At 53.6% G+C, this 25,398-nt stretch carries 28 protein-coding genes; 13 read left to right on the top strand and 15 right to left on the bottom strand.

Translation table 11 applies throughout. The annotated features are described in order from the left end of the window. Positions 1–246: 246 nt before the first annotated feature. Positions 247–1,449 (bottom strand): purine nucleoside transporter PunC, encoded by a 1,203-nt coding sequence (punC, locus tag WFL93_RS00735; protein WP_336777071.1) that lies wholly within the window; start codon positions 1,447–1,449, stop codon positions 247–249. Positions 1,450–1,559: 110 nt separating this feature from the next. Here punC and punR point away from each other — a divergent pair, with 110 nt between their 5' ends. After that, complete coding sequence (gene punR, locus WFL93_RS00730; RefSeq protein ID WP_336777070.1) at positions 1,560–2,471, top strand: DNA-binding transcriptional activator PunR; 912 nt, start codon at positions 1,560–1,562, stop codon at positions 2,469–2,471. On the opposite strand, the gene purR is transcribed toward punR, so the two are convergent. After that, complete coding sequence (gene purR / locus WFL93_RS00725; protein ID WP_180823502.1) at positions 2,468–3,493, bottom strand: HTH-type transcriptional repressor PurR; 1,026 nt, start codon at positions 3,491–3,493, stop codon at positions 2,468–2,470. The two genes, punR and purR, sit on opposite strands and share 4 nt — an antisense overlap. 273 nt (positions 3,494–3,766) lie before the next feature. Between purR and cydH the strand changes: the two genes are divergently transcribed. Further along, complete coding sequence (cydH, locus tag WFL93_RS00720; protein ID WP_007892756.1) at positions 3,767–3,856, top strand: cytochrome bd-I oxidase subunit CydH; 90 nt, start codon at positions 3,767–3,769, stop codon at positions 3,854–3,856. 56 nt (positions 3,857–3,912) lie between these two features. On the opposite strand, the gene WFL93_RS00715 is transcribed toward cydH, so the two are convergent. After that, a complete protein-coding gene (locus WFL93_RS00715) occupies positions 3,913–4,704 on the bottom strand; it encodes a C40 family peptidase (protein WP_336777069.1) in 792 nt (263 codons plus the stop codon). Between the two features lie 364 nt (positions 4,705–5,068). Between WFL93_RS00715 and WFL93_RS00710 the strand changes: the two genes are divergently transcribed. After that, positions 5,069–5,404, top strand: a complete 336-nt coding sequence (locus tag WFL93_RS00710; protein WP_175501675.1) for a Grx4 family monothiol glutaredoxin — start codon at positions 5,069–5,071, stop codon at positions 5,402–5,404. Between the two features lie 37 nt (positions 5,405–5,441). On the opposite strand, the gene rnt is transcribed toward WFL93_RS00710, so the two are convergent. The 5 genes from rnt to eptA form a co-directional block, all read right to left on the bottom strand. Continuing rightward, complete coding sequence (gene rnt / locus WFL93_RS00705; protein ID WP_049851815.1) at positions 5,442–6,110, bottom strand: ribonuclease T; 669 nt, start codon at positions 6,108–6,110, stop codon at positions 5,442–5,444. Positions 6,111–6,218: 108 nt separating this feature from the next. Beyond that, entirely contained in the window at positions 6,219–6,626 is a 408-nt protein-coding gene (gene gloA, locus WFL93_RS00700) for a lactoylglutathione lyase (RefSeq protein WP_007892766.1), read from the bottom strand. Positions 6,627–6,727: 101 nt separating this feature from the next. After that, positions 6,728–7,825 (bottom strand): alkene reductase, encoded by a 1,098-nt coding sequence (locus WFL93_RS00695; RefSeq protein ID WP_336777068.1) that lies wholly within the window; start codon positions 7,823–7,825, stop codon positions 6,728–6,730. A gap of 50 nt (positions 7,826–7,875) precedes the next feature. Further along, positions 7,876–8,472, bottom strand: coding sequence for a TetR/AcrR family transcriptional regulator (locus WFL93_RS00690; protein WP_336777067.1), 597 nt, complete (start codon positions 8,470–8,472; stop codon positions 7,876–7,878). A gap of 27 nt (positions 8,473–8,499) precedes the next feature. Continuing rightward, entirely contained in the window at positions 8,500–10,149 is a 1,650-nt protein-coding gene (gene eptA / locus WFL93_RS00685; protein WP_336777066.1) for a phosphoethanolamine transferase EptA, read from the bottom strand. 229 nt (positions 10,150–10,378) lie between these two features. Here eptA and WFL93_RS00680 point away from each other — a divergent pair, with 229 nt between their 5' ends. From WFL93_RS00680 to WFL93_RS00665, 4 genes are all read left to right on the top strand, one after another. Then, positions 10,379–10,618 (top strand): DUF1289 domain-containing protein, encoded by a 240-nt coding sequence (locus WFL93_RS00680; protein WP_036621998.1) that lies wholly within the window; start codon positions 10,379–10,381, stop codon positions 10,616–10,618. Positions 10,619–10,690: 72 nt separating this feature from the next. Continuing rightward, positions 10,691–11,587, top strand: coding sequence for an aldo/keto reductase (locus WFL93_RS00675; protein WP_336777065.1), 897 nt, complete (start codon positions 10,691–10,693; stop codon positions 11,585–11,587). An 80-nt stretch (positions 11,588–11,667) separates the two neighbouring features. Beyond that, positions 11,668–12,186 carry a superoxide dismutase family protein gene (gene sodC, locus WFL93_RS00670; RefSeq protein ID WP_049851810.1) on the top strand — a complete coding sequence of 173 codons (519 nt, stop codon included), beginning with the start codon at positions 11,668–11,670 and terminating at the stop codon, positions 12,184–12,186. A 133-nt stretch (positions 12,187–12,319) separates the two neighbouring features. Continuing rightward, complete coding sequence (locus WFL93_RS00665) at positions 12,320–12,787, top strand: hypothetical protein (RefSeq protein ID WP_049851809.1); 468 nt, start codon at positions 12,320–12,322, stop codon at positions 12,785–12,787. On the opposite strand, the gene WFL93_RS00660 is transcribed toward WFL93_RS00665, so the two are convergent. Genes WFL93_RS00660 through WFL93_RS00650 form a run of 3 tightly spaced genes read right to left on the bottom strand, consistent with a single transcriptional unit; the run spans position 12,788 to position 15,896 of the window. Then, positions 12,788–14,788 carry an FUSC family protein gene (locus tag WFL93_RS00660; RefSeq protein ID WP_336777064.1) on the bottom strand — a complete coding sequence of 667 codons (2,001 nt, stop codon included), beginning with the start codon at positions 14,786–14,788 and terminating at the stop codon, positions 12,788–12,790. A 7-nt stretch (positions 14,789–14,795) separates the two neighbouring features. Next, positions 14,796–15,653 (bottom strand): HlyD family secretion protein, encoded by an 858-nt coding sequence (locus tag WFL93_RS00655; RefSeq protein WP_336777063.1) that lies wholly within the window; start codon positions 15,651–15,653, stop codon positions 14,796–14,798. 6 nt (positions 15,654–15,659) lie between these two features. After that, the gene (locus WFL93_RS00650; protein WP_007892782.1) at positions 15,660–15,896 is read right to left on the bottom strand and encodes a DUF1656 domain-containing protein; all 237 of its coding nucleotides are present in this window, start codon (positions 15,894–15,896) and stop codon (positions 15,660–15,662) included. A 151-nt stretch (positions 15,897–16,047) separates the two neighbouring features. Between WFL93_RS00650 and slyA the strand changes: the two genes are divergently transcribed. Beyond that, entirely contained in the window at positions 16,048–16,485 is a 438-nt protein-coding gene (gene slyA / locus WFL93_RS00645; protein ID WP_007892783.1) for a transcriptional regulator SlyA, read from the top strand. Between the two features lie 40 nt (positions 16,486–16,525). Here the strand turns inward: slyA and slyB are convergent, their stop codons facing one another. After that, a complete protein-coding gene (gene slyB / locus WFL93_RS00640; RefSeq protein ID WP_007892784.1) occupies positions 16,526–16,993 on the bottom strand; it encodes an outer membrane lipoprotein SlyB in 468 nt (155 codons plus the stop codon). Between the two features lie 275 nt (positions 16,994–17,268). Between slyB and anmK the strand changes: the two genes are divergently transcribed. From anmK to pdxY, 5 genes are all read left to right on the top strand, one after another. Continuing rightward, positions 17,269–18,390 (top strand): anhydro-N-acetylmuramic acid kinase, encoded by a 1,122-nt coding sequence (anmK, locus tag WFL93_RS00635; protein ID WP_007892787.1) that lies wholly within the window; start codon positions 17,269–17,271, stop codon positions 18,388–18,390. Positions 18,391–18,399: 9 nt separating this feature from the next. Then, on the top strand, positions 18,400–18,729 hold the full coding sequence (locus WFL93_RS00630) for an MliC family protein (protein ID WP_180823510.1): 330 nt from the start codon (positions 18,400–18,402) through the stop codon (positions 18,727–18,729). A 22-nt stretch (positions 18,730–18,751) separates the two neighbouring features. After that, positions 18,752–19,408: a pyridoxamine 5'-phosphate oxidase gene (gene pdxH / locus WFL93_RS00625; protein WP_336777062.1), complete on the top strand. Its 657-nt coding sequence runs from the start codon at positions 18,752–18,754 to the stop codon at positions 19,406–19,408. Positions 19,409–19,547: 139 nt separating this feature from the next. Then, entirely contained in the window at positions 19,548–20,822 is a 1,275-nt protein-coding gene (gene tyrS, locus WFL93_RS00620; RefSeq protein WP_007892793.1) for a tyrosine--tRNA ligase, read from the top strand. Between the two features lie 53 nt (positions 20,823–20,875). Beyond that, positions 20,876–21,736, top strand: a complete 861-nt coding sequence (gene pdxY, locus WFL93_RS00615) for a pyridoxal kinase PdxY (RefSeq protein WP_007892795.1) — start codon at positions 20,876–20,878, stop codon at positions 21,734–21,736. 36 nt (positions 21,737–21,772) lie between these two features. On the opposite strand, the gene gstA is transcribed toward pdxY, so the two are convergent. The 3 genes from gstA to dtpA all read right to left on the bottom strand — a co-directional run bounded on the left by gstA (position 21,773) and on the right by dtpA (position 25,015). After that, complete coding sequence (gstA, locus tag WFL93_RS00610; protein ID WP_180823743.1) at positions 21,773–22,378, bottom strand: glutathione transferase GstA; 606 nt, start codon at positions 22,376–22,378, stop codon at positions 21,773–21,775. Positions 22,379–22,451: 73 nt separating this feature from the next. Then, on the bottom strand, positions 22,452–23,360 hold the full coding sequence (locus tag WFL93_RS00605) for a LysR family transcriptional regulator (protein WP_049851804.1): 909 nt from the start codon (positions 23,358–23,360) through the stop codon (positions 22,452–22,454). Positions 23,361–23,509: 149 nt separating this feature from the next. Next, the gene (gene dtpA, locus WFL93_RS00600) at positions 23,510–25,015 is read right to left on the bottom strand and encodes a dipeptide/tripeptide permease DtpA (protein ID WP_007892800.1); all 1,506 of its coding nucleotides are present in this window, start codon (positions 25,013–25,015) and stop codon (positions 23,510–23,512) included. Positions 25,016–25,398 lie beyond the last annotated feature (383 nt).

Here is a 25,398-nt window from a genome sequence, read left to right as displayed (position 1 = left end):
GACCTGTGAGAGAACTCACGGAAAATCCGTGCGCCAGAAATCCGACGTTTTACAGAGGTATGAATTTGATGAGAAAACGTTGACGCAACACTGGAGTATCGTGCAGACGCCATCCCGCGACAGAGTCGCTAAAGGTATTACATTTATATTATTGATTTATAGCAGAAATACGGACCCACAGAGTATATGCTCACGTGGGTCAATATTCAACGGGTTATCGTTAGTTTGCTAACGATAATCGTTGCCTTACTGATTATCTTCGCAGGGACGGGAAGTGTGGGCAATATCACTTTGTGCGCTTATTGCGCGTTGGCAGATGAAGCCGACCCATGCCAAAACGACCGTTGCCACCATTACTAACGTGGTGTTGAACAGCGCCTTCTCCAGCCCGGCTGATACCAACAGGCTGGCGGCGAAGCATAAACCTAACTGGAAAAGATTCTGCAAACCCGCGGCTTTGCCGGTGGCGTGCGGGAAGGGCGCTAATGCGCTGGCGACAACAATCGGGTAGATGGCGCCATTGGCCAATGCCATACCGCAGAAGGGCATTAACAACACAAACAGCGGGGCTGATGGCATCAGGGCAATCACAAATAGGCTCAGGATGCTCAGGCTATACACCACCAGCAACCACGGCAGTAGTTGTGCCCCCTGATAACGATTTAACATCGCCCGGCAGCCAAAGCCACCGATAAGGAAAGCAATGGTTTGAGGGATGTAACTCAGGCCAATATCGCCCGGCGTTAAACCCGCAGCGGCGAGAATAAAGGGCGAACCTGTCAACCAGGCAAAGAAACTCGCTGAACAAGCGGAATAAATTAATACATTGCCGCTGTAAACGCGGGTGCCCAGCAAGGTTAACCAGCCAGGTTGTTGGCCACTGGTGACTTTTTCGCGTTTCACTGTCGTTAACTGCAGCGTACCAACCAGTAATAGCAGCGCGATCAGCGTAAGCGCGATGAAAATACTGCGCCAGTGGAAGTGGCTGATTAGCCACGCACCTAACAGCGGTGCCAGCGCTGGGGAGAGCGCAACCAGCGGCATAATGGTGGCAAAGACTTTGTTCGCTTTAGCTTTAGGATAGTGGTCCACCACCAGCGCTTGCCAGCTCACGGCTGCGGCGCAAACGCCAATCGCCTGTACAAAGCGCAGCGCCAGCATCAGGCGCACGTCAGTAACCCACAGCATCCCCAAACAACCGAGCGCGAAAATGGCCAGGCCGGCAAGAAGAATGGGCTTGCGGCCGTAACGATCCGACAACGGACCCCAAAAAACCTGCGCGCAAGCAAAGCCGCCGAGAAACAGGCTCAGGCTGGCGCTGATGGTGCCCGGTGCGGTAGCAAAATCACGCTGCATATCGCCAAAAGCAGGTAAATACATATCCGTGGCAAGAAAGCCGAGCATACTGAGCACGGCAAGGTAAGGCATAAATGCTTTAGACGACAACATGTTGATTCTCTTTTGGGCAGGGTGAACGGCGGGGAGTGTAAAAGGATGCAGCGCGCTTTGTGAAACGCTAATATTTGCACAGTGCTGTTAAAATTTTTGAAGGCAAAATTATGTGGTCAGAATATGCACTTGAAGTGGTCGATGCCGTGGCGCGCACCGGTAGTTTTAGCGCAGCGGCGCAGGAGCTCCATCGCGTGCCCTCTGCCGTCAGCTATACGGTACGTCAGCTTGAAACCTGGCTGGCGGTGCCGCTGTTCGAACGTCAACATCGCGAGGTGGTAATGACGCCGGCCGGCGAACATTTTGTGCGGGAGGGGCGGTCTGTTATCAAAAAAATGCTGGCAACGCGCAGGCAGTGCCAGCAGCTGGCCAATGGCTGGCGCGGTGAGTTAAGCATAGCCGTTGACTGCATTGTAAAACCGCAGCGCACGCGACAACTGGTAAAGGATTTCTATCGTCATTTTCCAGATATGGAGTTGATCATCAGCTTTGAGGTGTTCAATGGCGTGTGGGATGCCCTGGCTGACGGACGTGTTGATGTGGCGATTGGTGCCACTCAGGCGATCCCGGTCGGCGGGCGCTTTGCTTTTCAGGATATGGGCGCGCTTAACTGGCGCTGCGTGGTGAGCCCCGATCATCCTTTGGTCAACAGTGAACTGCTGGATGATGAAACGCTGCGTGTGTGGCCATCCCTGGTGCTGGAAGACACCTCGCGTGCGCTGCCGCGTCGTATGACATGGACGCTGGATAATCAGCGGCGGCTGGTGGTGCCGGATTGGGAAACCGGGCTGGAGTGCCTGCAGGCGGGATTGTGCATCGGAATGGTGCCGGGTCATCTGGCGCGGCCGCTGCTGAATAATCACCGGTTGGTAGAATTGCCGTTGCCGCAAGCCTTTCCGGATAGTCCGTGTTGCGTCAGCTGGGCTGAACAACGTGCGTCACCGGCACTGGAATGGTTACTGGTATATCTCGGGGATGCTGAAACGCTGAACCACGAATGGCTCAGCGAAGTCTCGGTTTAGCGGCGATAGTCGCGGAACGGGCCATCCGCCACTGAGCGACGCTCAATCAGCGTTGGCTGCACCTCGATGGTTTGCGGATCTTCGCGTTTGCTGGTGATGCGATCCAATAGCATTTCCAGCGCTTTTTCACCCAGTTCGGCTTTCGGCTGGTGCACGGTCGTCAGGGCTGGAGTGAAATAGCGCGCGTTGCGCACGTTGTCGTAACCAATTACCGAGATATCCTGTGGCACACGTAAACCCATCTCATCGGCGGCACAAATCGCGCCCATGGCCATGATGTCGCCCCCGCAGAATACGGCGGTTGGCCGCTGTTTCTGGTTTAAAATCTGCTGCATCGCCTGGTAACCTGATTCAGGTTCAAAATCGCCCTGAACCACCCATTCTGAACGTACCGCAATGCCCGCCTCGTTCATCGCCTGCAGGAAACCCGCGTGACGTCCGCCGCCGGTGTTGCGCTCCATCTGGCCGGGAATCGCGCCAATGTCGCGATGACCGCGTTCAATCAGATAACGCCCCGCGAGATAGCCACCCTGAAACGCGTTGTCCTGCACGGTATCGGTAAAATCACCGCGTGATGCGCCCCAATCCATCACCACCATCGGGATATTGCGGTTCTCTTCCAGCATTTGCAGCAGATCGTCCGGATACTCAGAACACATCACCAGCAAACCATCGACGCGTTTTTGCGCCATCATTGACAGATAAGCGCGCTGTTTCTGCAAATCGTTGTGCGCGTTGCCGAGAATCAGCGTATAGCCGCGATCGAAGCAGTGATTTTCTACCGCTTCAATAATTTCGGCAAAGTAGGGCGCTTCGCTCGACGTTGCCAATAGGCCCAGAGTTTTGGTGTGATTCACTTTCAGACTACGCGCCACGGCACTTGGCGAGTAGTGCAATTCTTTGATCGCTTCCCATACGGCGTTACGCGTCTCTTCCGCAACGAAACGCGTTTTGTTGATGACATGCGAAACCGTGGTGGTTGAAACACCGGCGCGCTTCGCGACATCTTTAATTGTTGCCATGAAAATGGTACTCCTGGGATTATCGCAACTTACTGATAAGTATATTGTTAAACGTTTGCGTCTGCTAATGCTTTTACAGCCCAAAAAGCGGGCGAAATGGGGGTGTTTAGCAGGCGAAATCACTTCATCATGCTGTAAATACAGCAGGCGCGAAATCTGTTGCGCAACGAAAGGCGGCGATTCTAGCAAGCTAGCGCGGATAACACGAGATTTTTGCCCACTGCTGTGCGAAAATCGCTTTAACCCTAAAGATTGTGTGACTAAGGAGGCGTGATGAATACTGATTTGAAGCTGGCGCTAATGACGACGGTTGGCGCACTGTTAATGATTATCGCATTCAGCTTTACCGCGATCATGCATTAACAAAAAAGCCGGAGCTGTTAACAGCATCCGGCTTTTTTATTGGCGTTGCGCAACCGCTAGCGAATGGTTTTTGGCGTCATCATACGACGCGCGCCTACATAGTGTTTCTGCCAGTAATCCTCACCTAATGCGCTAATCTGAATATCTTTACCCGTGCGCGGTGACTGAATGAATTTGCCATTGCCGAGATAAACACCGACATGATCGGCGGTGCCGCGATTGTTGATGCGGAAGAACACCAGATCCCCTTTCTCCAGCATTTCGCGCTTTATCGGTGCCGCATCGCGCAGGTGATACATTTCATTGGCGGTGCGTGGGAATTTGAACTTTACCAGGTCTTTATAGGCGTACCACACCAGGCCGCTGCAATCGAAGCCGGTATGAGGTGAGGTACCGCCCCACTGATAGGGTTTGCCAAGCTGGCCCATTAATTTGGTCATCGCCGTCTCACGCGCTTTTTGATAGCGCTGACGATGTGCTTTGCTCATTTTGATGCCGGTAAGCGCTAAGGCTTCATCATCAACTTCAATTGCAGATGACTTTTTCGCCAGGCGTTGATGACCGTATTTCTTACCGGAGAGTTTCAGCGAGGATTTTTTGCTGGTGGTTTTGTGCAGCGCGGTTTCTGTCGGTGTCTGTTTTTTGAGTTTGAATTTTTGGACGGCAGTCAGGCGCGATTTTTTAGTTGTGGTTTTCACCGGACGTCGTTTGCGGCGCTCGTCTTCACGTGCGCTCTTTTTCTCTGCTTTTAACGTACTGGCGTTAACGGGCGCATGCGGAGATGCAGCGGCCACATTAAAGAACAGTTGGGCTAAAGCCAGTATGAAAAGCGTAATCAGTAGACGCATAATCCGGTTACAGGTTAAGCAGGCTGAATGAAAACAGACTGCGGCAAAGTGAGAGAAATCTGATCAAGTGACCAGCGCCGAGGCAATTCTAATCCACTTTTTTTGCAAAAGGTAAGGCCTTTTTCCATTAATATGTTACCAGATTGATTCTGTAGCAAAAATGAGCTATTTCAGCTGCTTAACGCAGCGAAACTATTGCTAATTATTAATTTATTAATGCCAATTAATGATATGAAAATGTTATTTGTTATGCATGAACTTAACAAACATGGCGATTAACCCGCGCAAACACAAAATCCCGTTTTCAGTACGGGAGCGAAATCGCTACAATAAACAAACACGAAGTGAAGGATTAAGGAAGGCAATAATGAGTACTGTTGAAAAAATTCAGCGTCAGATCGCAGAAAACCCGATCTTGCTGTACATGAAAGGTTCTCCAAAGCTGCCAAGCTGCGGCTTCTCGGCGCAAGCGGTGCAGGCGCTGTCAGCCTGTGGCGAGCGTTTCGCGTACGTGGACATCCTGCAAAACCCCGATATCCGCGCTGAAATGCCAAAGTACGCTAACTGGCCGACCTTCCCGCAGTTGTGGGTTGACGGTGAACTGGTTGGCGGCTGCGACATCATCGTTGAGATGTTCCAGCGCGGCGAACTTCAGCCGCTGCTGAAAGAGACCGCAGAGAAGTATAAAGAAGCGGAATAATGCAGAAGGCCGACAACGTTGTCGGCCTTTTCTTTGACTATTCAGCAGACGCGTCGTCTGCAGATTCCTCACTGAAGGCCAGCGGCCAGCCGCCGAGACGCTTCCAGCGGTTTACCAGCTCACAGAACAGCGTGGCCGTCTGTTCGGTGTCATACAGCGCCGAATGCGCTTGCGTACTGTCAAAATCCATCCCCGCCGCTTTACACGCCTTCGCCAACACCGTTTGTCCCAGCACTAAGCCGCTTAATGCCGCGGTATCAAAAGTGGCAAAAGGGTGGAACGGATTGCGCTTCAGGCTGGCACGTTCAGCAGCCGCCATGACGAAGTTGAGATCGAAGGTGGCATTGTGCGCCACGATAATCGCGCGATTGCAGCCGCTGTCTTTAGTGCCTTTGCGCACCATTTTAAAAATTGCATGCAGGGCTTCATATTCGCTGACCGCGCCGCGCAGCGGATTGGTCGGATCGATCCCAGTAAACGCCAGTGCCGCAGGATTAAGAATGGCACCTTCAAACGGTTCTACGTGGAAATGCAGCGTTTCATCACGATGTAACCAGCCGTCTTCGTCCATTTTTAGCGTTGTGGCGGCAATCTCTAGCAAGGCATCGGTTTGCGCGTTAAAACCGGCTGTTTCGACGTCGATCACGACAGGATAAAAACCACGGAAGCGTTGGTGGAGAGCGTTTAAAGCGTTCGATTCAGACATCAGGATCTCATGGCAATAAATAGGGCAGCGCGCATTATGGCAAAAATTGCAGGAGGGTGCAGCAGGAGAGGGAAGTCAGCCCGCAAATAAGCAGGCTGACAATCGGCATTAGTTGCCGAGGCCGTGACCGGCATGTTTGTTTTCGATCAGTTCAATTTTGTAGCCGTCTGGATCTTCAACAAAAGCAATAATAGTGGAACCCCCTTTCACCGGGCCCGCTTCACGCGTGACGTTGCCGCCCGCGCTGCGGATGCGCTCGCAGGTGTCCGCTACATTGTCCACGCCCAGCGCGATATGACCGTAAGCATTGCCAAGATCGTATTTGTCCACGCCCCAGTTGTAGGTCAGCTCAATCACCGCGCCTTCACTCTCTTCGGTGTAGCCCACGAAAGCCAGGGTGTATTTGTATTCGGTGTTTTCGCTCTGACGCAGCACGCGCATGCCCAGCACACGGGTGTAAAAATCGATGGAACGTTGCAAATCGCCAACGCGTAACATGGTGTGAAGTAAACGCATAACATCCTCTTTTTCAAAACGTCATCAGGGAATGACAAGACCACTAAGTATATACCCTGATGAAAAAACACTGCCGGACATTCTGCCCGGCAGTCTCGGTCTTACAGGGTTGGATAATCGGTATAACCTTCCGCGCCGCCACCATAGAAGCTTTCCGGACGCTGCGGATTAAGTGGCGCATCTTGTTGCAGACGTGCCACCAGATCCGGGTTAGCGATAAAGTCGCGACCAAACGCCACGGCATCAATCAGGCCGCGCGCAATCAGATCGTCGGCCTTTTCGACGGTATAAGCGCCGGCGCCAACGATCACGCCAGGGAACAGCGCGCGCACTTTCTCACGGAAGGTATCGCTATAAGGCTGTCCACCCGCCCAGTCAGGCTCCGACAAGTGCAGATACGCCAGGCCACGTTTGCCCAATTCGGCGATATACCACAGCGCGGCTTTCTCTTCTTCCGGGCCATTTTCCAGATTCTGGAAGGCCCCGATTGGCGAAATGCGGATACCAATACGATCGGCAGACCAGTTGGCAATCGCCGCATCCACCACTTCGAGCGCGAAACGGCCACGCTTCTCAATCGAACCGCCGTACTCATCGCTACGCTGGTTTGATCCTGGCGCGAGGAACTGATGCATCAGATAACCGTGCGCGGAGTGCAGCTCAAGCAGGTCAAAGTCCGCTTCACGCGCATTGAAAGCCGCCTGACCGAAATCTTTCACAATCTGCTGGATTTCGGCCACTGACAGCTCGCGAGGCAGCGAGGTGTCTTCACGATAGACGCTACCGTCTGCCGCACGCAGAGACGTACGCGAGCCGGCGGCCAGCGCAGTTGGCGCCACCGGGGCTTTGCCTTCGGGCTGTACGCTGTTATGTGAAATACGGCCGGTATGCCACAGCTGCACGGCGCTATGACCGTTTGCGGCATGAATGCCTTCGTTAATCACTTTCCAGGCGGCAATTTGCTGCTGAGTGTGCAGACCCGGCGCACCGGCATAACCTTTCGCCTGGAAAGAGATTTGGGTGGCTTCGGTGATGATCAAACCGGCGCTGGCACGCTGCTGATAATACTCCGCCATCAGCGGAGTAGGGATATCACCCGGCTCAATGCTGCGCAGGCGAGTCAACGGGGCCATGAAAATGCGGTTAGGTACGGTAATCGCGCCCACTTTAAGGGGAGAGAATAACTTTTTGCTCGCCATGTAATTTGCTCCAGGAAGACCGGTCGTCTAGCGACTGCGGTTTAAAAAAATCAGTGATTTACAAGCCACTGTTCGATGGTTTCAAGCGCCAGACTGATTGGGCCAGGCTCTCGGGAAATCTTGCTCTGCAAACTGGCGCCTAACCACAGCAAATAACAGCGCTGCGCCAGCTGATGCGGCGTTTGATTGAACGGCAACGGCTGTTCAGCCGCGGCCTCGCTCAAGCAGCGTGTATAGGCTGCGATGATGGCATTGGCGCTGTGCTGCAAAGCTTCGCGCATGGGCTCAGAGAGATCGCACACTTCAGCCGACAGCTTGACGCCAAGGCAGCCAACAATATGACCTTGCTCGATAAACAGCGTTTCGCCATGGCGAAAATGCTGTAACAGACGTTCTCTCGGTGTTAGCCCGGGCTGGTTGAGCTGCTGCTCGATCTGCTGCAAGAAGTTGGCAAAGTAGCGCTCGATTAGCGCAACGCCAAATGCCTCTTTCGAACCGAAGTAGTGATAGAAAGAGCCTTTGGTGACTTCCGCCAGCGTCAGCATCTCATTCAGGCCCATGCCGGTAAAACCACGCTGCAAACAAACCTGCTCACCAATGGCGAGCAGATGTTCACGAGTATCATTGCGTTGCAGCGTCTTAGTCATGGGTCGCAGGTTATTAGACCAGTCAGTCTAACGCAACCCTTCAGCGGAGTTTTGGCACGATCTGATCATGTCCAACTGCGGCTGGTACGCTTGCGTCTGGATATTGAACATGCCCAAAACGGTATGGAAAAGATTGTCTTGCGAGACCTTATTATCGGCAGCTTGCTGGCGTAAACAGTTTTCATTGATGTGATTAGCTGCGGCGTAACCCGGCGACATCCACATCAGCAGTGGAATATGCGTTTGTTGCGAGGGGGCAAACAGATAGGGCGCCCCGTGCAGATACATACCGCGCTCGCCAAGCGATTCGCCATGGTCGGAGAGATAAACCAGCGCCACGTTAAAGCGATCGCTCAGACCTTTCAGCTTATCAATGGCACGGCTCAGCATATCGTCGGTATACAACAGCGAATTATCATAAGTATTTACCAGCGCCTGATGATCACAATCCTGGATCTGATTGCTATCACACGTTGGCGTAAAGCGGCGGAATTCAGCCGGATAGCGCTGATAGTAAGCGGGACCGTGGCTGCCCATCTGATGCAGCACGATAATGCCGTCGTTATGCAGACTCGCAACGTAGTTATCCAAACGATGCAGCAGCACATCATCCTGACAGAAACCATCGTGGCAATATTGCGGCAAATTCCACTGTGTCATATCGCTGTGCGGCACCCGGTCACAGGCACCTTTGCAGCCACCATCGTTCTCGCGCCACAGTACGCTCACGCCAGCATGGGCAAGGATGTCGAGCACGCCTTCCTGATGATGCGCCAGATTGGCGTCATAGTGTACGCGCGGCATATTCGAGAACATGCAGGGCACTGAAATAGCGGTTTCTGTGCCGCACGAGGTGGCATTGGGATAATAGATGACCTGCTGTTTTTTCAGCTCCGGGTTAGTTTCGCGCGTGTAACCGCCAAGGGAGAAATTCTCTGCGCGCGCGGTTTCACCCACCACCAGCACCACCAGCGTTTTCTTTTGGGCGGCGCTAATGAGCGGGCCTTTACGCGCATCCTGACCTATTTTGATTAACGTCTGATTACCCAGTAGATAGCGCTGATCGACATAGTGACCGCCGCCACTGAGGATATTGGCGGGCGTGACCATTTTTATCAGGCCTTTATTGTTGCGAATCAAGGAGGCGTAATCTTTATAAAACAGCACCGCCATCAGCAGGATCAACAAGATTGCGCCCAATGCACCGACCAGGCGCTGCACCAGATTCCACCACCAACGTTGTCCCTTACTAATCCGCACGATACACAGCAATGCTGCCGGAACCAGGCCCATGACCAACATCCATACTAAATAGTGAACGCTGATTAACGCCCCAGCCTCCTGCCGATCGGACTCAAACACGTTTTGCATCATATTGGTGTCAATCACCGTACCAAAACTGTGCATAAAGTAGTTGGCGGCAGCGCTGATGATCACCAGCACAATCAATAACGGCTTGCGGATATAAGGCCAGGCAACAAGGGAGAGGATCATATAGAAAGCCGCAGTCAGCACCAGCGGGATACTGGCGGCGAACAGATACGCATGCGGGCGATCGTAGACGATCATCTCCCAGGCGTGGAGCAGAAACAGGGCGTTCAAAACTAAGGCGAAGAACAGCGCAGCAATAAGATTAAATCCGCTGGTGCTGCACTGGAATATGTTCCTGAATTTCATGAAAACTCAACGGTAAGTTGTAATGTGACAATCGTATGAAGACATTATGAGGAAAACCTTAACCACAGCTAAACAGACTTATTTTAGACCTTTTGTAGGTTGGCTATTTGGTAAACAGCGGTTACCGGCTGCGGCTGGCGTATTGATTATGCGCAATTAGCGTTTACTCTTTGTACTATGTCATTAAGCTGTTATCACTGTGCTGCAAGTTGTTAATCCCGGAGTTGATGTGGCTGAGCAATTAGAGTTCTTCCCCGTTCCCAGCCCGTGTCGTGGCGTTTGCCAAAGTGACGCGCGTGGCTATTGTCGTGGCTGTTTGCGCAGCCGGGAAGAGCGCTTTAACTGGATGAAGTTCAGCGACGCACAAAAACGCGATGTGCTGCGGCTATGCCGACAACGCTGGTTACGATTGCAGCGTCAGCAGAAAGTGGATGAAGATCATGATCCGCAACAACCAGAGCTGTTTTAAGAAACCGATATTTTTCCTTTCCGTTATACTCCCGCCTTCGTCATCTGGATTCGTATTTGAGGGAGTTTAACCATGTTGAAACCGCAAGCTATTGCACCGCAGGGACCGTCCTTTTCACCGCTGATTGCGGGATACTGGCGCTTGATGGAGTGGGGCATGACGTCACAGCAGCTGGTGCAGTTTATTGAGCACCACCTTGCACTGGGCATCACCACCGTTGATCACGCCGACATTTACGGTGATTACCAATGCGAAGCCGCCTTCGGGGCCGCGCTGCGTCTTGCACCGGGATTACGCGAGAAGCTGCAAATTGTCACCAAATGCGGCATCGCGACGCGCGCTAAGCCAGAACATCACATCGGTCATTACAATACGGATGCCAGCCATATTTTGCACAGTGCGGAAAATTCGCTGCGCCATTTCAATACGGATTATCTCGATTTATTACTGATTCACCGCCCGGATCCGCTGATGGATGCCGATGAAGTTGCAGAAGCCTTTATCGCCCTGCATCAGAGTGGCAAAGTGCGCCATTTCGGCGTGTCCAACTTCACTGCCTCGCAGTTCACGCTGCTGCAATCGCGTTTACCGTTCAGTCTGGTCACCAACCAGCTGGAGATTTCACCGCTGGAACAAACGCCGCTGCTGGACGGTTCGCTCGATCAGTGTCAGCAGAATCGCATCCGACCGATGGCATGGTCTTGCCTCGGCGGCGGTCGACTGTTTAACGATCCCCATTATCAGCCGCTGCGCGATGAGCTGGAGCAGGTTAAGCAGGAAATTGGCGCCAGTAATATCGAGCAGGTGGTGTACGCGTGGGTGATGAAATTGCCAAGCCGTCCGTTACCGATTATTGGCTCAGGCAAAAGTGAACGCGTCAGCGAAGCGGTTGCGGCGTGGCAGCTGACGCTTGATCGTCAGCAGTGGTTCCGCATTCGTAAAGCCGCGATCGGTTATGATGTGCCCTAAAGCGTAAAGCTGCGTCAAATTACGGCAGCCTGGCTGAAAGCAGTCCAGGCTTACAGAGCATCTAACCGTAAGGAGACGTTATGAAGAAAACCCTCATTGTTATGCTGACCCTGGCCTGCGCCGCTGGCGCGCAGGCTGCTTCAGAAGACGTCACGCTGCATGAAACCACGGCGCAAGGTATTGGCGCAGCGATTGGCAAAGTCACCATTAGCGAAACACCGTATGGCCTGCAATTTACTCCGGCGTTAACCGGCCTCAAACCGGGTATTCATGGCTTTCATGTCCATGCTAAAGGCAGCTGTGAGCCGGGCGAATCCGATGGCAAAACGGTGGCGGCCGGTGCGGCTGGTGGTCATCTCGATCCGCAAAACACCGGCAAGCACCTCGGGCCCTATGCCGATGGTCATCTGGGCGACTTACCCGCGCTATTCGTAACGGAGGATGGCAAAGCGGATTATCCTGTCGTTGCTCCGCGTATTAAATCCCTCAGCGAAATCAAAGGTAAAGCCTTAATGGTGCACGTGGGCGGTGATAATCATGCCGACCATCCACAGCCGCTTGGTGGCGGTGGCGCACGTTTTGCCTGCGGCGTCATCTAACCTCACGGGCGGCAATGGATATGTTGTCGCCCTGATTGTTCCGTTTGTAAAAAGTTGACCCATTTTCCCGCTACACTCCGCGTTTTTTCCGTCCTATGATATTGATTCAGGAATAAAACGCTCAGGGGCAGGAATGAAAACGCGTGGGATGATGCTGTTATGTTTATTGTTGGTGGGATGTGATCAACCAAATGACACACAGCTGCGTCTGGAGGCCGGTCGGCAATTACAGTGGACGGTAGACACCAATCCACTTCGGGCCAGCTGTGAAGATATTGCCCGTGGTCGTGAATGGTTAACGCATCGCACACTTCAACGTCTGGAAGCCAAAGGGTGTCAGAATGTATTGCGCAGTGCCAGCGAGACCAATTTCATCAATACCGCCATTTATCGTCACGGCATAACAGTGGTATGCGGTGGTATCAGCGGCAAGAGTTTTACTGGCACGCTGTTAAATCGTCGTTTTATCTACTCTTCAGAAGAGAAGGCGTTGGTGCTGGAACCGAAGTTCGATCAGGATAAAACCCGGTTTGAAGGGCAAAAATCACTGCAACAACTGCAGGAAGATTTTGAGCGCCAAACCACGCAATATTGCCAGTAATTAATCAGGTACAGCCTGCGCCAGCTGGCCCAGCGAACAGCGTAATCGCCACAAAATGCCGGCTAAGGTATTTGCTTCGTTTTCCGGCTGCTGCTGCAGTTGATCAATCATGTTGTCCAGTTCATCTAACGTGGCCTGTAGCGCGGTGTGATGGACACCACGCAGGCTCATAATACGTTGTAAATCTTGCAGGCTGCTGTCGCGCATGTGCGCCAGGGTGTGCGATGTCGGCTGCCATTCGCGCAGTTGCCAGACAATATGCGAACAGTTGAGCAGCACCACGCCCCAGCGCAGCAGCCAAACGCGCGCCTTTTCATCACGGCTATTACTCAGCTGGCTAATGTGATGATAAATTTGCGATTCAAAATGGCTCTCACTTAGGCGCGGATGGCGACGTAGCTGATCGAGAAAGGCATGTCGCAAGGCACGAATATGGCGACGGCTGCGGCGGGCATCAGAACTGGGGCGCAATACCTGAAACGCCACCCAGGCCAGCAGCACGCCACATACCTTCGCTATATTGTCATTGAGAAAGCTTTGATAATCCCAGTCCGGGGGATTGGTGACGGCAATAAACGATCCCATAAAGACAATGAATTGACCCCACATACCCGCGCGCTTTTTCTGCTGCAATTTAAATAGCTGCAGGGTGATAAGCAGCGGGAACAGCACCAGTAAAAACTGCCAGAGCGCGCTGATTTGCACCATCAAGCCAAATTGCAGCACAAAACTAAACACCGACAGCCACAGTAAGGTTTTTAGCAGCAGCGATACGCTGCCGCTAGGTGAAGGTGCGGAAGAGTAAAGTACGCAGGCGATGGCGGTTAGCGTCAGGGCGGCGGCGCCGGAATCCCATTGCGTGGTGATCCAAAATGCGCAGCCCAACATGATAACGCTAAAGGTGCGCAGCGCGCTCCAGCCCGCTTCGGCGCTGTCGCTTTCACGCGCCAGTGAAGGCGCGTAGGGCGGCTGAAAACGCGTGTCTGCGTCGGCGCGCTCAATCAGACGAATCCAGCGATTAACATTGAGGTACACCCAGCAGAAATAGCGCAGGCGCTGAACAAACGCACGTTGGCGAAAATCACCACTCGCGGAAGGCGTGATTCCGCGCAGAATCAGGGCTAGCCGATATTTGTCACATTGTGGGTGTGCCAGCTCGTGCAGCAGTTGCGTTATGGCGTTGTAGAGTTCAGGCGGTGCATCCGGCCAGTTAAGCAGCATGCGGCGCAGGCTGGAGAGCACGCTGGTAAGGCGCAGCTGCTGATGCAGCACATAGTTCAACACGTTGTTCTGGCGGCGGAAGCGATAGTGGCTCCAGAATGCCTGAATGCGCAGCAGGTTCATGGTGAGAATCTGGCTGATGACGTTCTCATGTGCGGTGCGCACGTTATCGGTACTGCCCTGCTGTAGTAGTAGCACCGCATGATCCAGCAAGCGTGCGTGCATCTGACGAAGCGAGCTCATCAATGCATTGCCATCGGAGGTGCTGGGAAGAATCATCATCATTAATCCGGCGCACAGAATGCCGGAGATCACCTCGCAGACGCGCGCCTGGGCGATATCCCATAACTTAGTGACGTCGGTGATGTTCACGCTGCTAAACGCAATAATGGCGGCGGTGTAACCCGCCAGCGAGAATGCGTAAGCCACGTTGTTTTGATAGTGATTGGCGATTCCAGTGCAGAACGCCAGCCAACCGGCCATAAAAAAGGCGAACAGCCAGGGCTCATTCAGCGTATGTCCGGCAATTAGCAGCGCAGCGCTGGCACCGAGTAAACTACCCACAATACGGCCCAAACTTTTACTGATTGCGCCACCCACGGTGGGAAAACTGATCACCGCCGCCGACGTCATCGCCCAATAAGGTTCATCGAGTTGCAGCGCATAAGCGAGGGTTAATGCCAGACACATCGCGATGCCATTGCGCAGCGCATAGCGCCATTCGCCACCGGTTGCTTTTATCCACGGCAAATTTTGCCATGCCAGCCACTGAAAATTCATGGAGGCCTCAGTGGACGATAGAGATGGTGCAGGTGGTGCCCGCTACCAGCGGCACGCCATCCGGCAGTGCATCTAAGCGAATGCGCACCGGCACGCGCTGCGCCAGGCGTACCCAGGGAACGTTGGGTTTGATATCTGGCACCAGTCCGCCATCGCTGGTCACGCTTTGGTCGTAAATGGCACGCCCGATGCTCTCCACTTTGCCCTGCAATCTGGCGCCGTTGCTGTACAACACAATGTGCGCGACCGCGCCGGGCTGAATATGGCGCAGCTTGGTCTCTTCGAAATACCCCATCACGTAATAAGAGTGGCTATCCACCAGTGCAAACAGCGGCGTGCCGGCGGTAGCATAGTTGCCGGTGCGCAGCGTCAGGTTGCTGATCCATCCATCGGTCGGGGCGGTCACGCTGGTTTGATCAAGATTCCAGCGCGCCTGATCGAGGCTGGCCTGGGCCGCTTTTGCGGTCGCCGTGGCGGCATTAGCGGTTAAACGTGCAGCATCCATATCTTCGGCAGAAATGACATTACGCGGCAGGCTGGCACGGCGATTGGCTTCATGCTGGGCTTTGGCGAGATCGGCCTGCGCTTTGGCTAATTGCGCTTCAGCGTTGGCGACAGCAATTTGCCAGGGCACCGGATCAAGCTCGAGCAAGGTGTCACCTTTATGCACAAACTGATTGTCGCTGACGTTCAGCGCAATGATGCGTCCTGACACTTCCGGCGTAATATCGACCAGTTCGGCGCGTACTTTGCCGTCACGCGTCCAGGGCGATTGCATATAGTAATTCCACATCCACCATCCCGCGAGTAGGGCCAGAGCAAAGATCACTACGGTTGAAAAATACTTAAAAGGGTTGAATTTCATAGTGATTTATCCGAGGCTCAGTAACCACAATGCGCCAGCGACGCAAAGTACAAACAGGGAAAGATCCATTAACGTGGGATGCCAGACATCGCCGGAGTAGATCCAGCCGCGCAGCAGCGGGTGGATGAGTAGCCAAAAGAAGAAACCGAGCAGCACCGCTTTAAACAACGGTGGAAAAAACAGCGAGGCGCCGAATACCAGATCGGTAAGCGGTGCGCTGGGGGAAAAAGCGGTTAGGGACACGTGTCATCATCCTTTTTGACCGGGATTCATCTAAATAGAGTCTAGACAGCAAGCGAATGCGCTGGCCTGATATTTGTAATTTGCCAGGTAAACTCGCAGAATAGTGTAAAATCTGGCTTAATAGCTAGCAAGCTAATTATAAGGAGATGCAATGGATACGCCCTTGGGAACCGATCTGTCTCGCCTGGTGCGCATTTGGCGCGCTTTAATTGATCAACGTTTGAAACCGCTTGAGCTGACACAAACACACTGGGTGACGCTACACAACATTCATCAACTCCCGCCAGAGCAGTCACAGATTCAGCTGGCAAAGGCGATTGGCATTGAGCAGCCTTCATTGGTGCGCACGCTGGATCAGCTGGAAGAGAAGGGCTTAATCACCCGCGCTACCTGCGCTAACGATCGTCGTGCTAAGCGCATTAAGCTGACCAAGCAGGCTGAGCCGATTATTGAGCAGGTTGAAAATGTGATTGATGCTACGCGCGATGACATTCTATCCGGCATCAGCCTGGAAGAGATCAATCAGATGGTGACGCTGATTGCGCGACTGGAAAAAAACATTCTGGAGTTTCACAACCGCGAGAAATAAAAAAACCGACGCCCGGCGTCGGTTTTTTTTATCAGCATGCTTATCGCGGTGAAACGGTCACCTGGCTGCCGTTTGACGCCATGACGACGCGCTGGCCAACCGAGTAACGTGTGGCAGCTTGTTTCTGCACCACCATAATCGTGTTGCCATCATCCTTACGGATTTCCAGCTCTACACCATCAGACTTATTAACCGCACCCTGCACGCCCTGACCGGCTACGCCACCGAGCACGGCACCGCCAGCAGTGGCCAGGCTACGTCCGCTGCCGCCGCCAATGGTGTTACCGAGGAAACCACCCAGTACTGCACCACCAATCGCGCCAATCACGTTGTTTTCATCACCGCCCTGGATTTTAACCGGACGAACCGATACCAGCGTACCGTAAGAAACACTTTGTACTTGTTTAGCTTCGTTGGCGCTATAAACGTCACCGGAAAGGGTGCTGTCGTTGGCACAACCTGCCAGAGTTAAGCCGGTCAACGCCACGGCTACAAAACGCTTAATCATCAGAACGCTCCTTAATGCATAAAAACGCCATATATCTCATCCTGTACTGCAAACAGTATAAGACAGAAAACTGGCAATTGACTCAAAGTCCGTATAAAACGCGGCTGGGGCGAAGCATAGACCATTCCGCCTCAACAAAAATTCAATTACGTGACGAAAATATTTCTCAGCTGGAATGCACTGCGCAGCAGCGCTGAAAAGCGGAATTTTATCATAGAATTAGCCCCGGTAATTTGCCAGGCTTAAGCCAGATGATATTAAGGGAGTGAATCGCGATGAAATCAGGGCGCTATATAGGCGTGATGTCCGGCACCAGCCTTGACGGTGTAGATGTAGTGCTGGCGGCGATTGATGGACAGATGGTGGCGCAGCAGGCCAGCTATTGCCACCCGATCCCGCAGGAACTACGTCAGCAGGTGCTGGCGATCTGTCAGGGACAAACGCTAACTTTATCGCAGCTCGGTCAGCTGGATACGCGGCTGGGCAAGCTGTTTGCTGAAGCGGTATTAACCTTAATGCACCAGCAATCGCTGGAGGCCAGCGATATCATGGCGATTGGCTGTCACGGGCAAACGGTGTGGCACGAGCCACAAAGTGATGCGCCCAATACGCTACAAATTGGTGATAACAATCAGATTGCCGCCGCAACGGGCGTCACCGTTATCGGTGATTTTCGCCGCCGCGATATGGCGCTGGGCGGTCAGGGTGCGCCGCTGGTCCCCGCCTTCCATCAGGCGTTGCTAATGGACAGCGTCGAACGTCGCATGGTGCTCAACATCGGTGGCATCGCCAATTTGTCACTGCTGATACCGGGCCAGCCCGTGCGCGGCTTTGACACCGGCCCCGGCAATATGCTGATTGATGCCTGGATTTGGCGTAATAAAGCGTTGCCTTACGATAAAGATGCCGCCTGGGCACGCAGTGGCAACGTGGTGCCGGCGCTGCTGGAGTTGATGCTCAACGATCCCTGGTTTGCGCTGCCGCCACCGAAAAGTACCGGGCGTGAATACTTCAATCTCAGTTGGGTAGAACAACAGCTGCAGCGTTTCCCTGCGCTGGCACCGCAAGACGTTCAGGCCACGCTCAGCGAGCTGACGGCCTTGACGATAGCGCAGCAGGTACAGCTCAACGACGGTTGCGATCGACTGCTAGTGTGCGGCGGGGGCAGCCGCAATCCGCTACTGATGGCGCGCCTGGCGACCCATCTGCCGGGTACCGAAGTCGGCACCACCGACGCAGCCGGCATCAGTGGTGATGATATGGAAGCACTGGCCTTTGCCTGGCTGGCATTTCGCACCTTGAACGGTTTAGCGGGCAACTTGCCTGCAGTAACCGGTGCGCGAGAAATGAGTGTCCTGGGCGCCATTTATCCCGCCAATCCCCGCCCCCTTCGTTAAGAGGTAAACATGAAGAAAATCGTCATTCTGTTGAGTAGCGTCGCGCTATTAAGCGGTTGCGGCATGCTGCATAAACAGGAACAAACACCGCAGCAGCTGCATTATCAGTGCGGCACCTTACCGTTAACGGTTACGCAGGATAATGCGAAGCAGCAGGTGAGTTTTATTCTGGATGGCAAACCGCTGACGCTGACGCAAACCGTTTCGGCATCTGGCGCGCGCTATAGCGATGGTAATTACGTCTTCTGGTCAAAAGGCAATGGCGCTTTTGTTGAACGTAATAACAAAATCGTGATTAATGATTGTGAACTGCAGAGCGCGGATATCTCCGTCAAGTAAACGTTAGGGAACAAGAAACAGCATGAGCGACAGTGACAGCTTGCAAAACATTGCCCATTTGCGTCGTGAATACACCCGCGGCGGGCTACGGCGTAAAGATCTGCCAGATAATCCTCTGGCGCTGTTTGAACAGTGGTTGCAGCAGGCCTGCACCGCACAGTTGCCCGATCCCACGGCAATGACGGTAGCCACCGTTGATAGTAGCGGACAGCCGTATCAGCGCATCGTCTTGCTCAAGCATTACGACGAGCAAGGCATGGTGTTTTACACCAATCTTGGCAGCCGTAAAGCCCTGCAACTGGCCGAGAATCCGCGCATTTCACTGCACTTCCCGTGGCATTTTCTCGAGCGTCAGGTGATGGTGCTGGGTGAAGTTGAGAAGCTATCCCCGCTCGAAGTGCTGAAGTACTTTAGCAGCCGCCCGCGCGACAGCCAGATTGGAGCCTGGGTTTCAAAGCAGTCGAGTCGTATTTCTGCACGCGGTGTGCTGGAAGGTAAGTTCCTCGAGCTAAAGCAGAAGTTCCAGCAGGGTGAGGTGCCGCTGCCCAGTTTCTGGGGCGGTTACCGTGTTAAATTCCACAGCGTGGAGTTCTGGCAGGGTGGTGAACATCGCCTGCATGATCGCTTCCTCTACCAGCGCGCGGACAATGGCTGGACGATTGACCGTTTAGCCCCGTAAAACTGCGTTTTATCCCCTTTCAACGCTGGCGCAGTTGGCGCCAGCGCTTTATGCTATAGCCCTCTTTTTTTTCGTCTCCGCACGTCAGCGGAAAGCTGTGTACCAGCCTAGGTGCAGTCTGATCAATTTGGAGTCAGTGATGACCAGCAGTAACCTGATACAACAATTGCAAGAAAGGGGCTTAGTCGCCCAGGTAACGGATGAAGAAGCGTTAGCAGAGCGACTGGCGCAAGGGCCAATTGCACTCTATTGCGGCTTCGATCCTACCGCTGATAGCTTGCATTTGGGCCATCTGGTGCCGCTGCTCTGCCTGAAACGTTTTCAGGATGCCGGACACAAGCCGGTCGCGCTGGTGGGTGGTGCCACTGGTCTGATTGGCGATCCCAGCTTTAAAGCAGCAGAACGTAAACTTAACACCGCTGAAACCGTGGGCGAATGGGTCGACAAGATCCGCAACCAGGTCGCGCCATTCCTCAGCTTTGACTGTGGCGATAACAGCGCCATTGCTGCCAATAACTATGACTGGTTTGGCGGCATGAATGTGCTGACTTTCCTGCGCGACATCGGTAAGCACTTCTCGGTAAATCAGATGATCAACCGCGAAGCGGTGAAACAGCGTCTGAACCGTGAAGATCAGGGCATCTCATACACTGAGTTCTCCTACAACCTGCTGCAGGGTTATGACTTTGCCGAACTGAATAAGCGTCACGATGTGGTGCTGCAGATTGGCGGTTCCGATCAGTGGGGCAACATCACCTCAGGTATCGATCTGACGCGTCGTCTGCATCAGCAGCAGGCGTGGGGATTAACCGTACCGTTGATTACCAAATCAGACGGCACCAAATTCGGCAAAACCGAAGGTGGCGCGGTATGGCTCGATGCGAAGAAAACCAGTCCGTATAAGTTCTACCAGTTTTGGATCAATACGGCGGATGCGGACGTGTATCGCTTCCTGAAATTCTTTACCTTCATGAGCATTGAAGAGATCAATGCGCTGGAAGAAGAGGACAAAAACAGCGGCAAAGCGCCACGCGCGCAGTACGTGCTAGCTGAGCAGGTGACGCGTCTGGTGCACGGCGAGAGCGGCTTGACAGCAGCAAAACGCATCACCGAAAGTCTGTTCTCCGGCAGCCTGAGTGCCATGACCGAAGCTGACTTCGAGCAGCTGGCGCAGGATGGTATGCCAACCATTACGCTGACGGCAGCAGACGATCTGCAGCAGGCGCTGGTCGCTGCTGAACTGGTGCCATCGCGCGGCCAGGCACGCACCATGATCGGCTCTAACGCGGTAGCACTGAATGGTGAAAAGCAGTCAGACGCCGAGTACCGTTTTAGCGAAAGCGATAAACTGTTTGGACGCTTCACGTTGTTGCGTCGCGGTAAAAAACATTACTGCCTGATAAACTGGCAGTAAGCGTTCAGGGCCGGCATCCGGCCCTTTTTTATGGCAAGGCAGTACAGGGCAAAATGAAAAATATTCTCGCAATTCAATCTCACGTTGTTTACGGACACGCGGGTAACAGCGCCGCCGAATTCCCGATGCGCCGCATGGGCGCAAACGTTTGGCCGCTGAATACCGTGCAATTTTCAAATCATACACAGTACGGTCACTGGACCGGCACCGTGATGCCCGCCACGCATTTAACTGACATTGTTAAAGGTATTGCGGCGGTTGACCGCCTGAAGACCTGTGATGCGGTGCTGAGCGGCTATTTAGGTTCAGCGGAGCAGGGCGAACAGATTCTGGAGATCGTGCGTCTGGTTAAAGAAGCCAACCCGAATGCGTGGTTCTTCTGCGATCCGGTGATGGGCCACCCGGAAAAAGGCTGCATCGTGGCGCCGGGCGTGGCGGAGTTCCACTGCAAAATGGCGCTTCCCGCCAGTGACATCATCGCGCCGAATCTGCTGGAGCTGGAAATGCTCAGCGGGCATGAAGTTGCTAACGTCGAGCAGGCGGTAGTCGCGGCCCGTGAACTGATCGGCAAAGGGCCTAAAGTAGTGCTGGTGAAGCATCTGGCACGTGCCGGGCGCCGCAGCGATCGTTTCGAGATGCTGCTGGTGACCGCCGAAGAGTGCTGGCACATCAGTCGTCCGCTGGTGGACTTTGGCGTCCGTCAGCCGGTGGGCGTTGGCGATCTCACCAGCGGCCTGCTGCTGGTCGATCTGCTGCACGGTAAATCGCTGCAGGATGCGCTCGAGCACATCACCGCAGCGGTATATGAAGTGATGCTGAAGACCCACGAAATGGGCGAGTACGAATTACAGCTGGTAGCAGCGCAGGATGCGATTGCTAAACCTACGCAGCACTTCGCGGCTGAAAAGCTGTAACCCTCTTCAGGCCGGTTTTACACCGGCCTTACTCGGTTAAACCAAACCTTCCGCCTGCAACGCTGCCTGCACTGCCGGGCGCTCTGCGACGCGACTGAACCAGGCTTCCAGTGCATCCAGTCCAGCCAAATCCAGCTTGATGGCTTTAGCCCAGCGGGTCACCACAAACAGGTAAACGTCGGCGACGGTAAAGCGTAATCCCAGCAGCCACTGCTTATCCTGCAATGCCTCATTCACCGCCTGATACTTCTTCTCCAGCTGCGCGCGCACGATGGCTTTGTACTCTTCTGGTGTATCCGCACGGAACAGCGGGCTAAAGCTTTTATGCAATTCACTGCTCACGAAGCTAAGCCATTCCAGCGTGTGATAACGCGTCAGGCTGCCGGTGGGCGCCAGCAGATTACGATCCGGCTTGAGGTCGGCCAGATATTGCACAATTGCGACACCTTCGGTCAGGATGCTGCCGTCATCAAACTGCAACGCCGGAACTTGTCCTTTCGGGTTAATTTGCCAGTAATCCTCTCCCTGCTCGGTAACCTTCTTCTGCAGATCGACGTTCACCTGAGTGAAATCCAGTCCACATTCAAGCGCGACAATATGCGGCGACAGTGAACAGGCGCCGGGCTTGCAATAGAGTTTCATCATGGCTTCTCCTTGAGTGTTGTAGTGATCGAAGCAGCATAAATCTGCCAGTCATTTTTACCAGTGACAGCGATCAGGATTTGCGGTCACCCTTGAGGTTTTGTTCAGCAAAGCATGGCAGTAAAGGCAGTTTTTCGAGCGCAAAATTCCAAAATTGCCTCACCTTGGGTGTCATATTCTTTACGCGTTGCGTCACCAACTGTACGGGAAGCGGGGCCGGTTCCCATTCAGGGAGTAAACGCTGAAGTGTGCCACGGTGGATATCATCGATAACCTGATACGACAACAGGCGTCCAATTCCGTGAGCATTACGCAGCGCTTCCCGCTGGCTCTCCACGTCGTTGACGCGCAGGCGCGGGTTAATGCGGACACGCAGATCCTGCGCAAAACGCCATTCGCGCGTATGCAGCAAACTCGCCACTAACGCATGCTGAGCGAGTTCAGCGGGATGGGTGGGGATGCCGGCTAGCGTTAGATAATCGGGGCTGGCAACCAGCGTTGAGCGTACGCTACCAACCTGACGCGCCACCATGGAGGAGTCCTGCAATTCGCCAATGCGCAAGGCGATATCCAGGCCGTTTTCAATCAGGTCTTGATAGCTATCACTCAGCACCACTTCAATCTGCATCTCGGCATGCTGCTGTAAGAAGCTGCTCACCAGCGGCATAACATGATGGCGACCAAACTGCACCGGCGCAGTGATGCGCAATAGCCCATGCAGGCCACTATGGTGAGCGCTATCCAGCGCGCGCTGATAGTCGCTCAGCAGGCGTTGCGCCTGTTCAAACAGCTGCCAGCCTGCTTCAGTAGGCGCCAGCTGACGCGTAGTGCGTTCAATCAACGTGGTGGCCAGACGGGCTTCCAGCGTGTTAAGGGTGCGGGTGATCACCGGCGGCGAGCGCTGGAGCAGACGTGCGGCACCGGCCAGGCTACCTTGCTGAATCACCGCGACAAACACCTGTAGCTCATCGAACCTGTCCATGATTATTCCACTCTGATTAACAGTGACGGGTCATGATGAAGTTAAGTGAGCAAAAAGCGAAGTGTGTTAGACGGAAAAGCGTAAAGAAAAGAGCAAAGAGAGTGGAATAGCGAGGGCAAGAAAAAGCCGGGACTCGCCCGGCTATTCATTTACTGATTCGCGTTCGCGCGTTTCAGTTCAGTCTGCGTATCATCCTGCGTCATGCGGTTCAGCAGTGGGGCGGTGAACAACATCACCAGCGCAATCACGCCTGTTGCGATACCAATCTGCTGGAACACCTGGCTGTACACTGCCAGTGAAGCATGCGGATCGGTAACATCGCTGGGTACGGCCATTAGATTCGCCACTTTACCGGCAATCATTGCCGCACCGGCGGTGGTCAGGAACCATGATCCCATGATGAAGCCCATCAAGCGCTGCGGAACCAGCTGGGCAACCATCGCCAGACCCAAGCCAGAGATCATCAGCTCGCCGATACTCTGCAGCGCATAGCTAAGGATCAGCCAGTTAACCGAAACGATGCCGGCTTCGTTGGCAAATTTGGCACCAAACGGCAGCACCAGGAAGGCTGCAGAACACAGCACCATACCGAAGGCAAATTTGTGCGGCATCGGCATTTTGTCGCCGAGTTTGTTATACACCGCGGCCAGAATCGGGCTCGCCAGCATAATCCAGAACGGGTTCAACGCCTGGAACTGCTCCGGCTCAAAGGTGATGCCCAGAATCGCGTGCTCAACGTTACGAATAGCGAAGAAGTTAAGTGAAGTCGGCATCTGCATGTAGAGCACGAAGAACACAATCGCTTCGACCATCAGCAGGAAGGCAACAATCATCTTACGGCGCGCTGCGCCCTTCAATGCGAAGGCTTCTTTAGCAAAGATCAACACAATACCTGCCGCGATCACACCCAACGTCATACGCGCGATGCTTTGGTGATGCAGCAACCACGCCGCCAGCGCCACCAGCGCCACCACGCCAACCAGCGTCATCAGCAGTTTGCCGACCTGCAGCGGGGCGAAATCCGGCTTGGAGCCGTAGTTTTTCACCAGACGCTGGCAGAACATGAAGTTCAGTAGCGTAATGACCAGGCCCACCACCGACAGCGAGAACGCCGCGCCCCAGCCATATTTCGCAGCCAGCCACGGTGTCAGCATCATTGAGAACAGCGAACCAATATTGATCGACATGTAGAACATGGTGAAGGCACCGTCGAGGCGCGCGTCATCTTTCTCATAACAGGTCGAAAGCAGGGAAGAGGGGTTGGCTTTAAATAAGCCGCTACCGACGGCGATGGTCGCCATGCCGATATAGACCATTGAAGTATCGTGGCCAGAGAAGGCAATTAGCGCGTAACCCAGCGCCAGCACAATCACCCCAAGCACAATCACGCGTTTGGTACCCAGTACTTTATCGCCAAGCCAGCCGCCGATAGCGACTAAACCATAAACCAGGGCGCTAAACGAGGTGAACAGCGTAATGGAATCCGCTTCGGACATTCCCAGCTGTTTAACCAGGTAAACCGCCATGATGGCTTGCAGACCGTAGTAACCAAAACGTTCCCATAGCTCGATGGAGAAGATCAGATAGAACGCTTTCGGTTGCTTAAAAGCGTTGAGGCTTGGCGCCCCGTCAGTGTGTTTGTTTGCAGTTGACACTTGTACCTCAGTTTTAACATAGCCTGTTTTGTGACAGGAATTAAGTCTGCGTCGGGCTGGGTAATCCCGCGCAACATTGTTATTAGAAAGGAAAAACGGCGACTAATTTGGCTGAATCACGCCATCAGGGCAAGCATTTTTTGCACGCTGAAATACTTGTCATAGGTAGGGTTAATGCCGTTATATAAAGTTGTAAATCAGTGTTAAATCTTGCTGTGTGGCATTATATCAGGATAAAGATGCTAAATGCAGATCTGGAAGATCATTTTCCTGATATAAACTGCTCAGGCAGGCTTTATTAGAATATATCGCTGAAGGTTATGATTTATACAGATAATATTATTATCTCTGTTCATAATGTAAGCATAATAGCTTGATTGGTG

This window comes from Pantoea sp. USHLN256, assembly GCF_037149875.1.
GTDB lineage: Bacteria > Pseudomonadota > Gammaproteobacteria > Enterobacterales > Enterobacteriaceae > Pantoea > Pantoea nemavictus.
Note: the sequence above shows the minus strand (reverse complement) of the source record. Positions and strands in the feature narration are given on the sequence as shown.

Bases quoted from the DNA above. Each gene is read 5' to 3' on its own strand.
- punC (WP_336777071.1), bottom strand. From the start codon at position 1,449: ATGTTGTCGTCTAAAGCATTTATGCCTTACCTTGCCGTGCTCAGTATG.
- punR (WP_336777070.1), top strand. From the start codon at position 1,560: ATGTGGTCAGAATATGCACTTGAAGTGGTCGATGCCGTGGCGCGCACC.
- purR (WP_180823502.1), bottom strand. From the start codon at position 3,493: ATGGCAACAATTAAAGATGTCGCGAAGCGCGCCGGTGTTTCAACCACC.
- cydH (WP_007892756.1), top strand. From the start codon at position 3,767: ATGAATACTGATTTGAAGCTGGCGCTAATGACGACGGTTGGCGCACTG.
- WFL93_RS00715 (WP_336777069.1), bottom strand. From the start codon at position 4,704: ATGCGTCTACTGATTACGCTTTTCATACTGGCTTTAGCCCAACTGTTC.
- rnt (WP_049851815.1), bottom strand. From the start codon at position 6,110: ATGTCTGAATCGAACGCTTTAAACGCTCTCCACCAACGCTTCCGTGGT.
- gloA (WP_007892766.1), bottom strand. From the start codon at position 6,626: ATGCGTTTACTTCACACCATGTTACGCGTTGGCGATTTGCAACGTTCC.
- WFL93_RS00695 (WP_336777068.1), bottom strand. From the start codon at position 7,825: ATGGCGAGCAAAAAGTTATTCTCTCCCCTTAAAGTGGGCGCGATTACC.
- WFL93_RS00690 (WP_336777067.1), bottom strand. From the start codon at position 8,472: ATGACTAAGACGCTGCAACGCAATGATACTCGTGAACATCTGCTCGCC.
- eptA (WP_336777066.1), bottom strand. From the start codon at position 10,149: ATGAAATTCAGGAACATATTCCAGTGCAGCACCAGCGGATTTAATCTT.
- WFL93_RS00675 (WP_336777065.1), top strand. From the start codon at position 10,691: ATGTTGAAACCGCAAGCTATTGCACCGCAGGGACCGTCCTTTTCACCG.
- sodC (WP_049851810.1), top strand. From the start codon at position 11,668: ATGAAGAAAACCCTCATTGTTATGCTGACCCTGGCCTGCGCCGCTGGC.
- WFL93_RS00665 (WP_049851809.1), top strand. From the start codon at position 12,320: ATGAAAACGCGTGGGATGATGCTGTTATGTTTATTGTTGGTGGGATGT.
- WFL93_RS00660 (WP_336777064.1), bottom strand. From the start codon at position 14,788: ATGAATTTTCAGTGGCTGGCATGGCAAAATTTGCCGTGGATAAAAGCA.
- WFL93_RS00655 (WP_336777063.1), bottom strand. From the start codon at position 15,653: ATGAAATTCAACCCTTTTAAGTATTTTTCAACCGTAGTGATCTTTGCT.
- slyA (WP_007892783.1), top strand. From the start codon at position 16,048: ATGGATACGCCCTTGGGAACCGATCTGTCTCGCCTGGTGCGCATTTGG.
- slyB (WP_007892784.1), bottom strand. From the start codon at position 16,993: ATGATTAAGCGTTTTGTAGCCGTGGCGTTGACCGGCTTAACTCTGGCA.
- anmK (WP_007892787.1), top strand. From the start codon at position 17,269: ATGAAATCAGGGCGCTATATAGGCGTGATGTCCGGCACCAGCCTTGAC.
- WFL93_RS00630 (WP_180823510.1), top strand. From the start codon at position 18,400: ATGAAGAAAATCGTCATTCTGTTGAGTAGCGTCGCGCTATTAAGCGGT.
- pdxH (WP_336777062.1), top strand. From the start codon at position 18,752: ATGAGCGACAGTGACAGCTTGCAAAACATTGCCCATTTGCGTCGTGAA.
- tyrS (WP_007892793.1), top strand. From the start codon at position 19,548: ATGACCAGCAGTAACCTGATACAACAATTGCAAGAAAGGGGCTTAGTC.
- pdxY (WP_007892795.1), top strand. From the start codon at position 20,876: ATGAAAAATATTCTCGCAATTCAATCTCACGTTGTTTACGGACACGCG.
- gstA (WP_180823743.1), bottom strand. From the start codon at position 22,378: ATGAAACTCTATTGCAAGCCCGGCGCCTGTTCACTGTCGCCGCATATT.
- WFL93_RS00605 (WP_049851804.1), bottom strand. From the start codon at position 23,360: ATGGACAGGTTCGATGAGCTACAGGTGTTTGTCGCGGTGATTCAGCAA.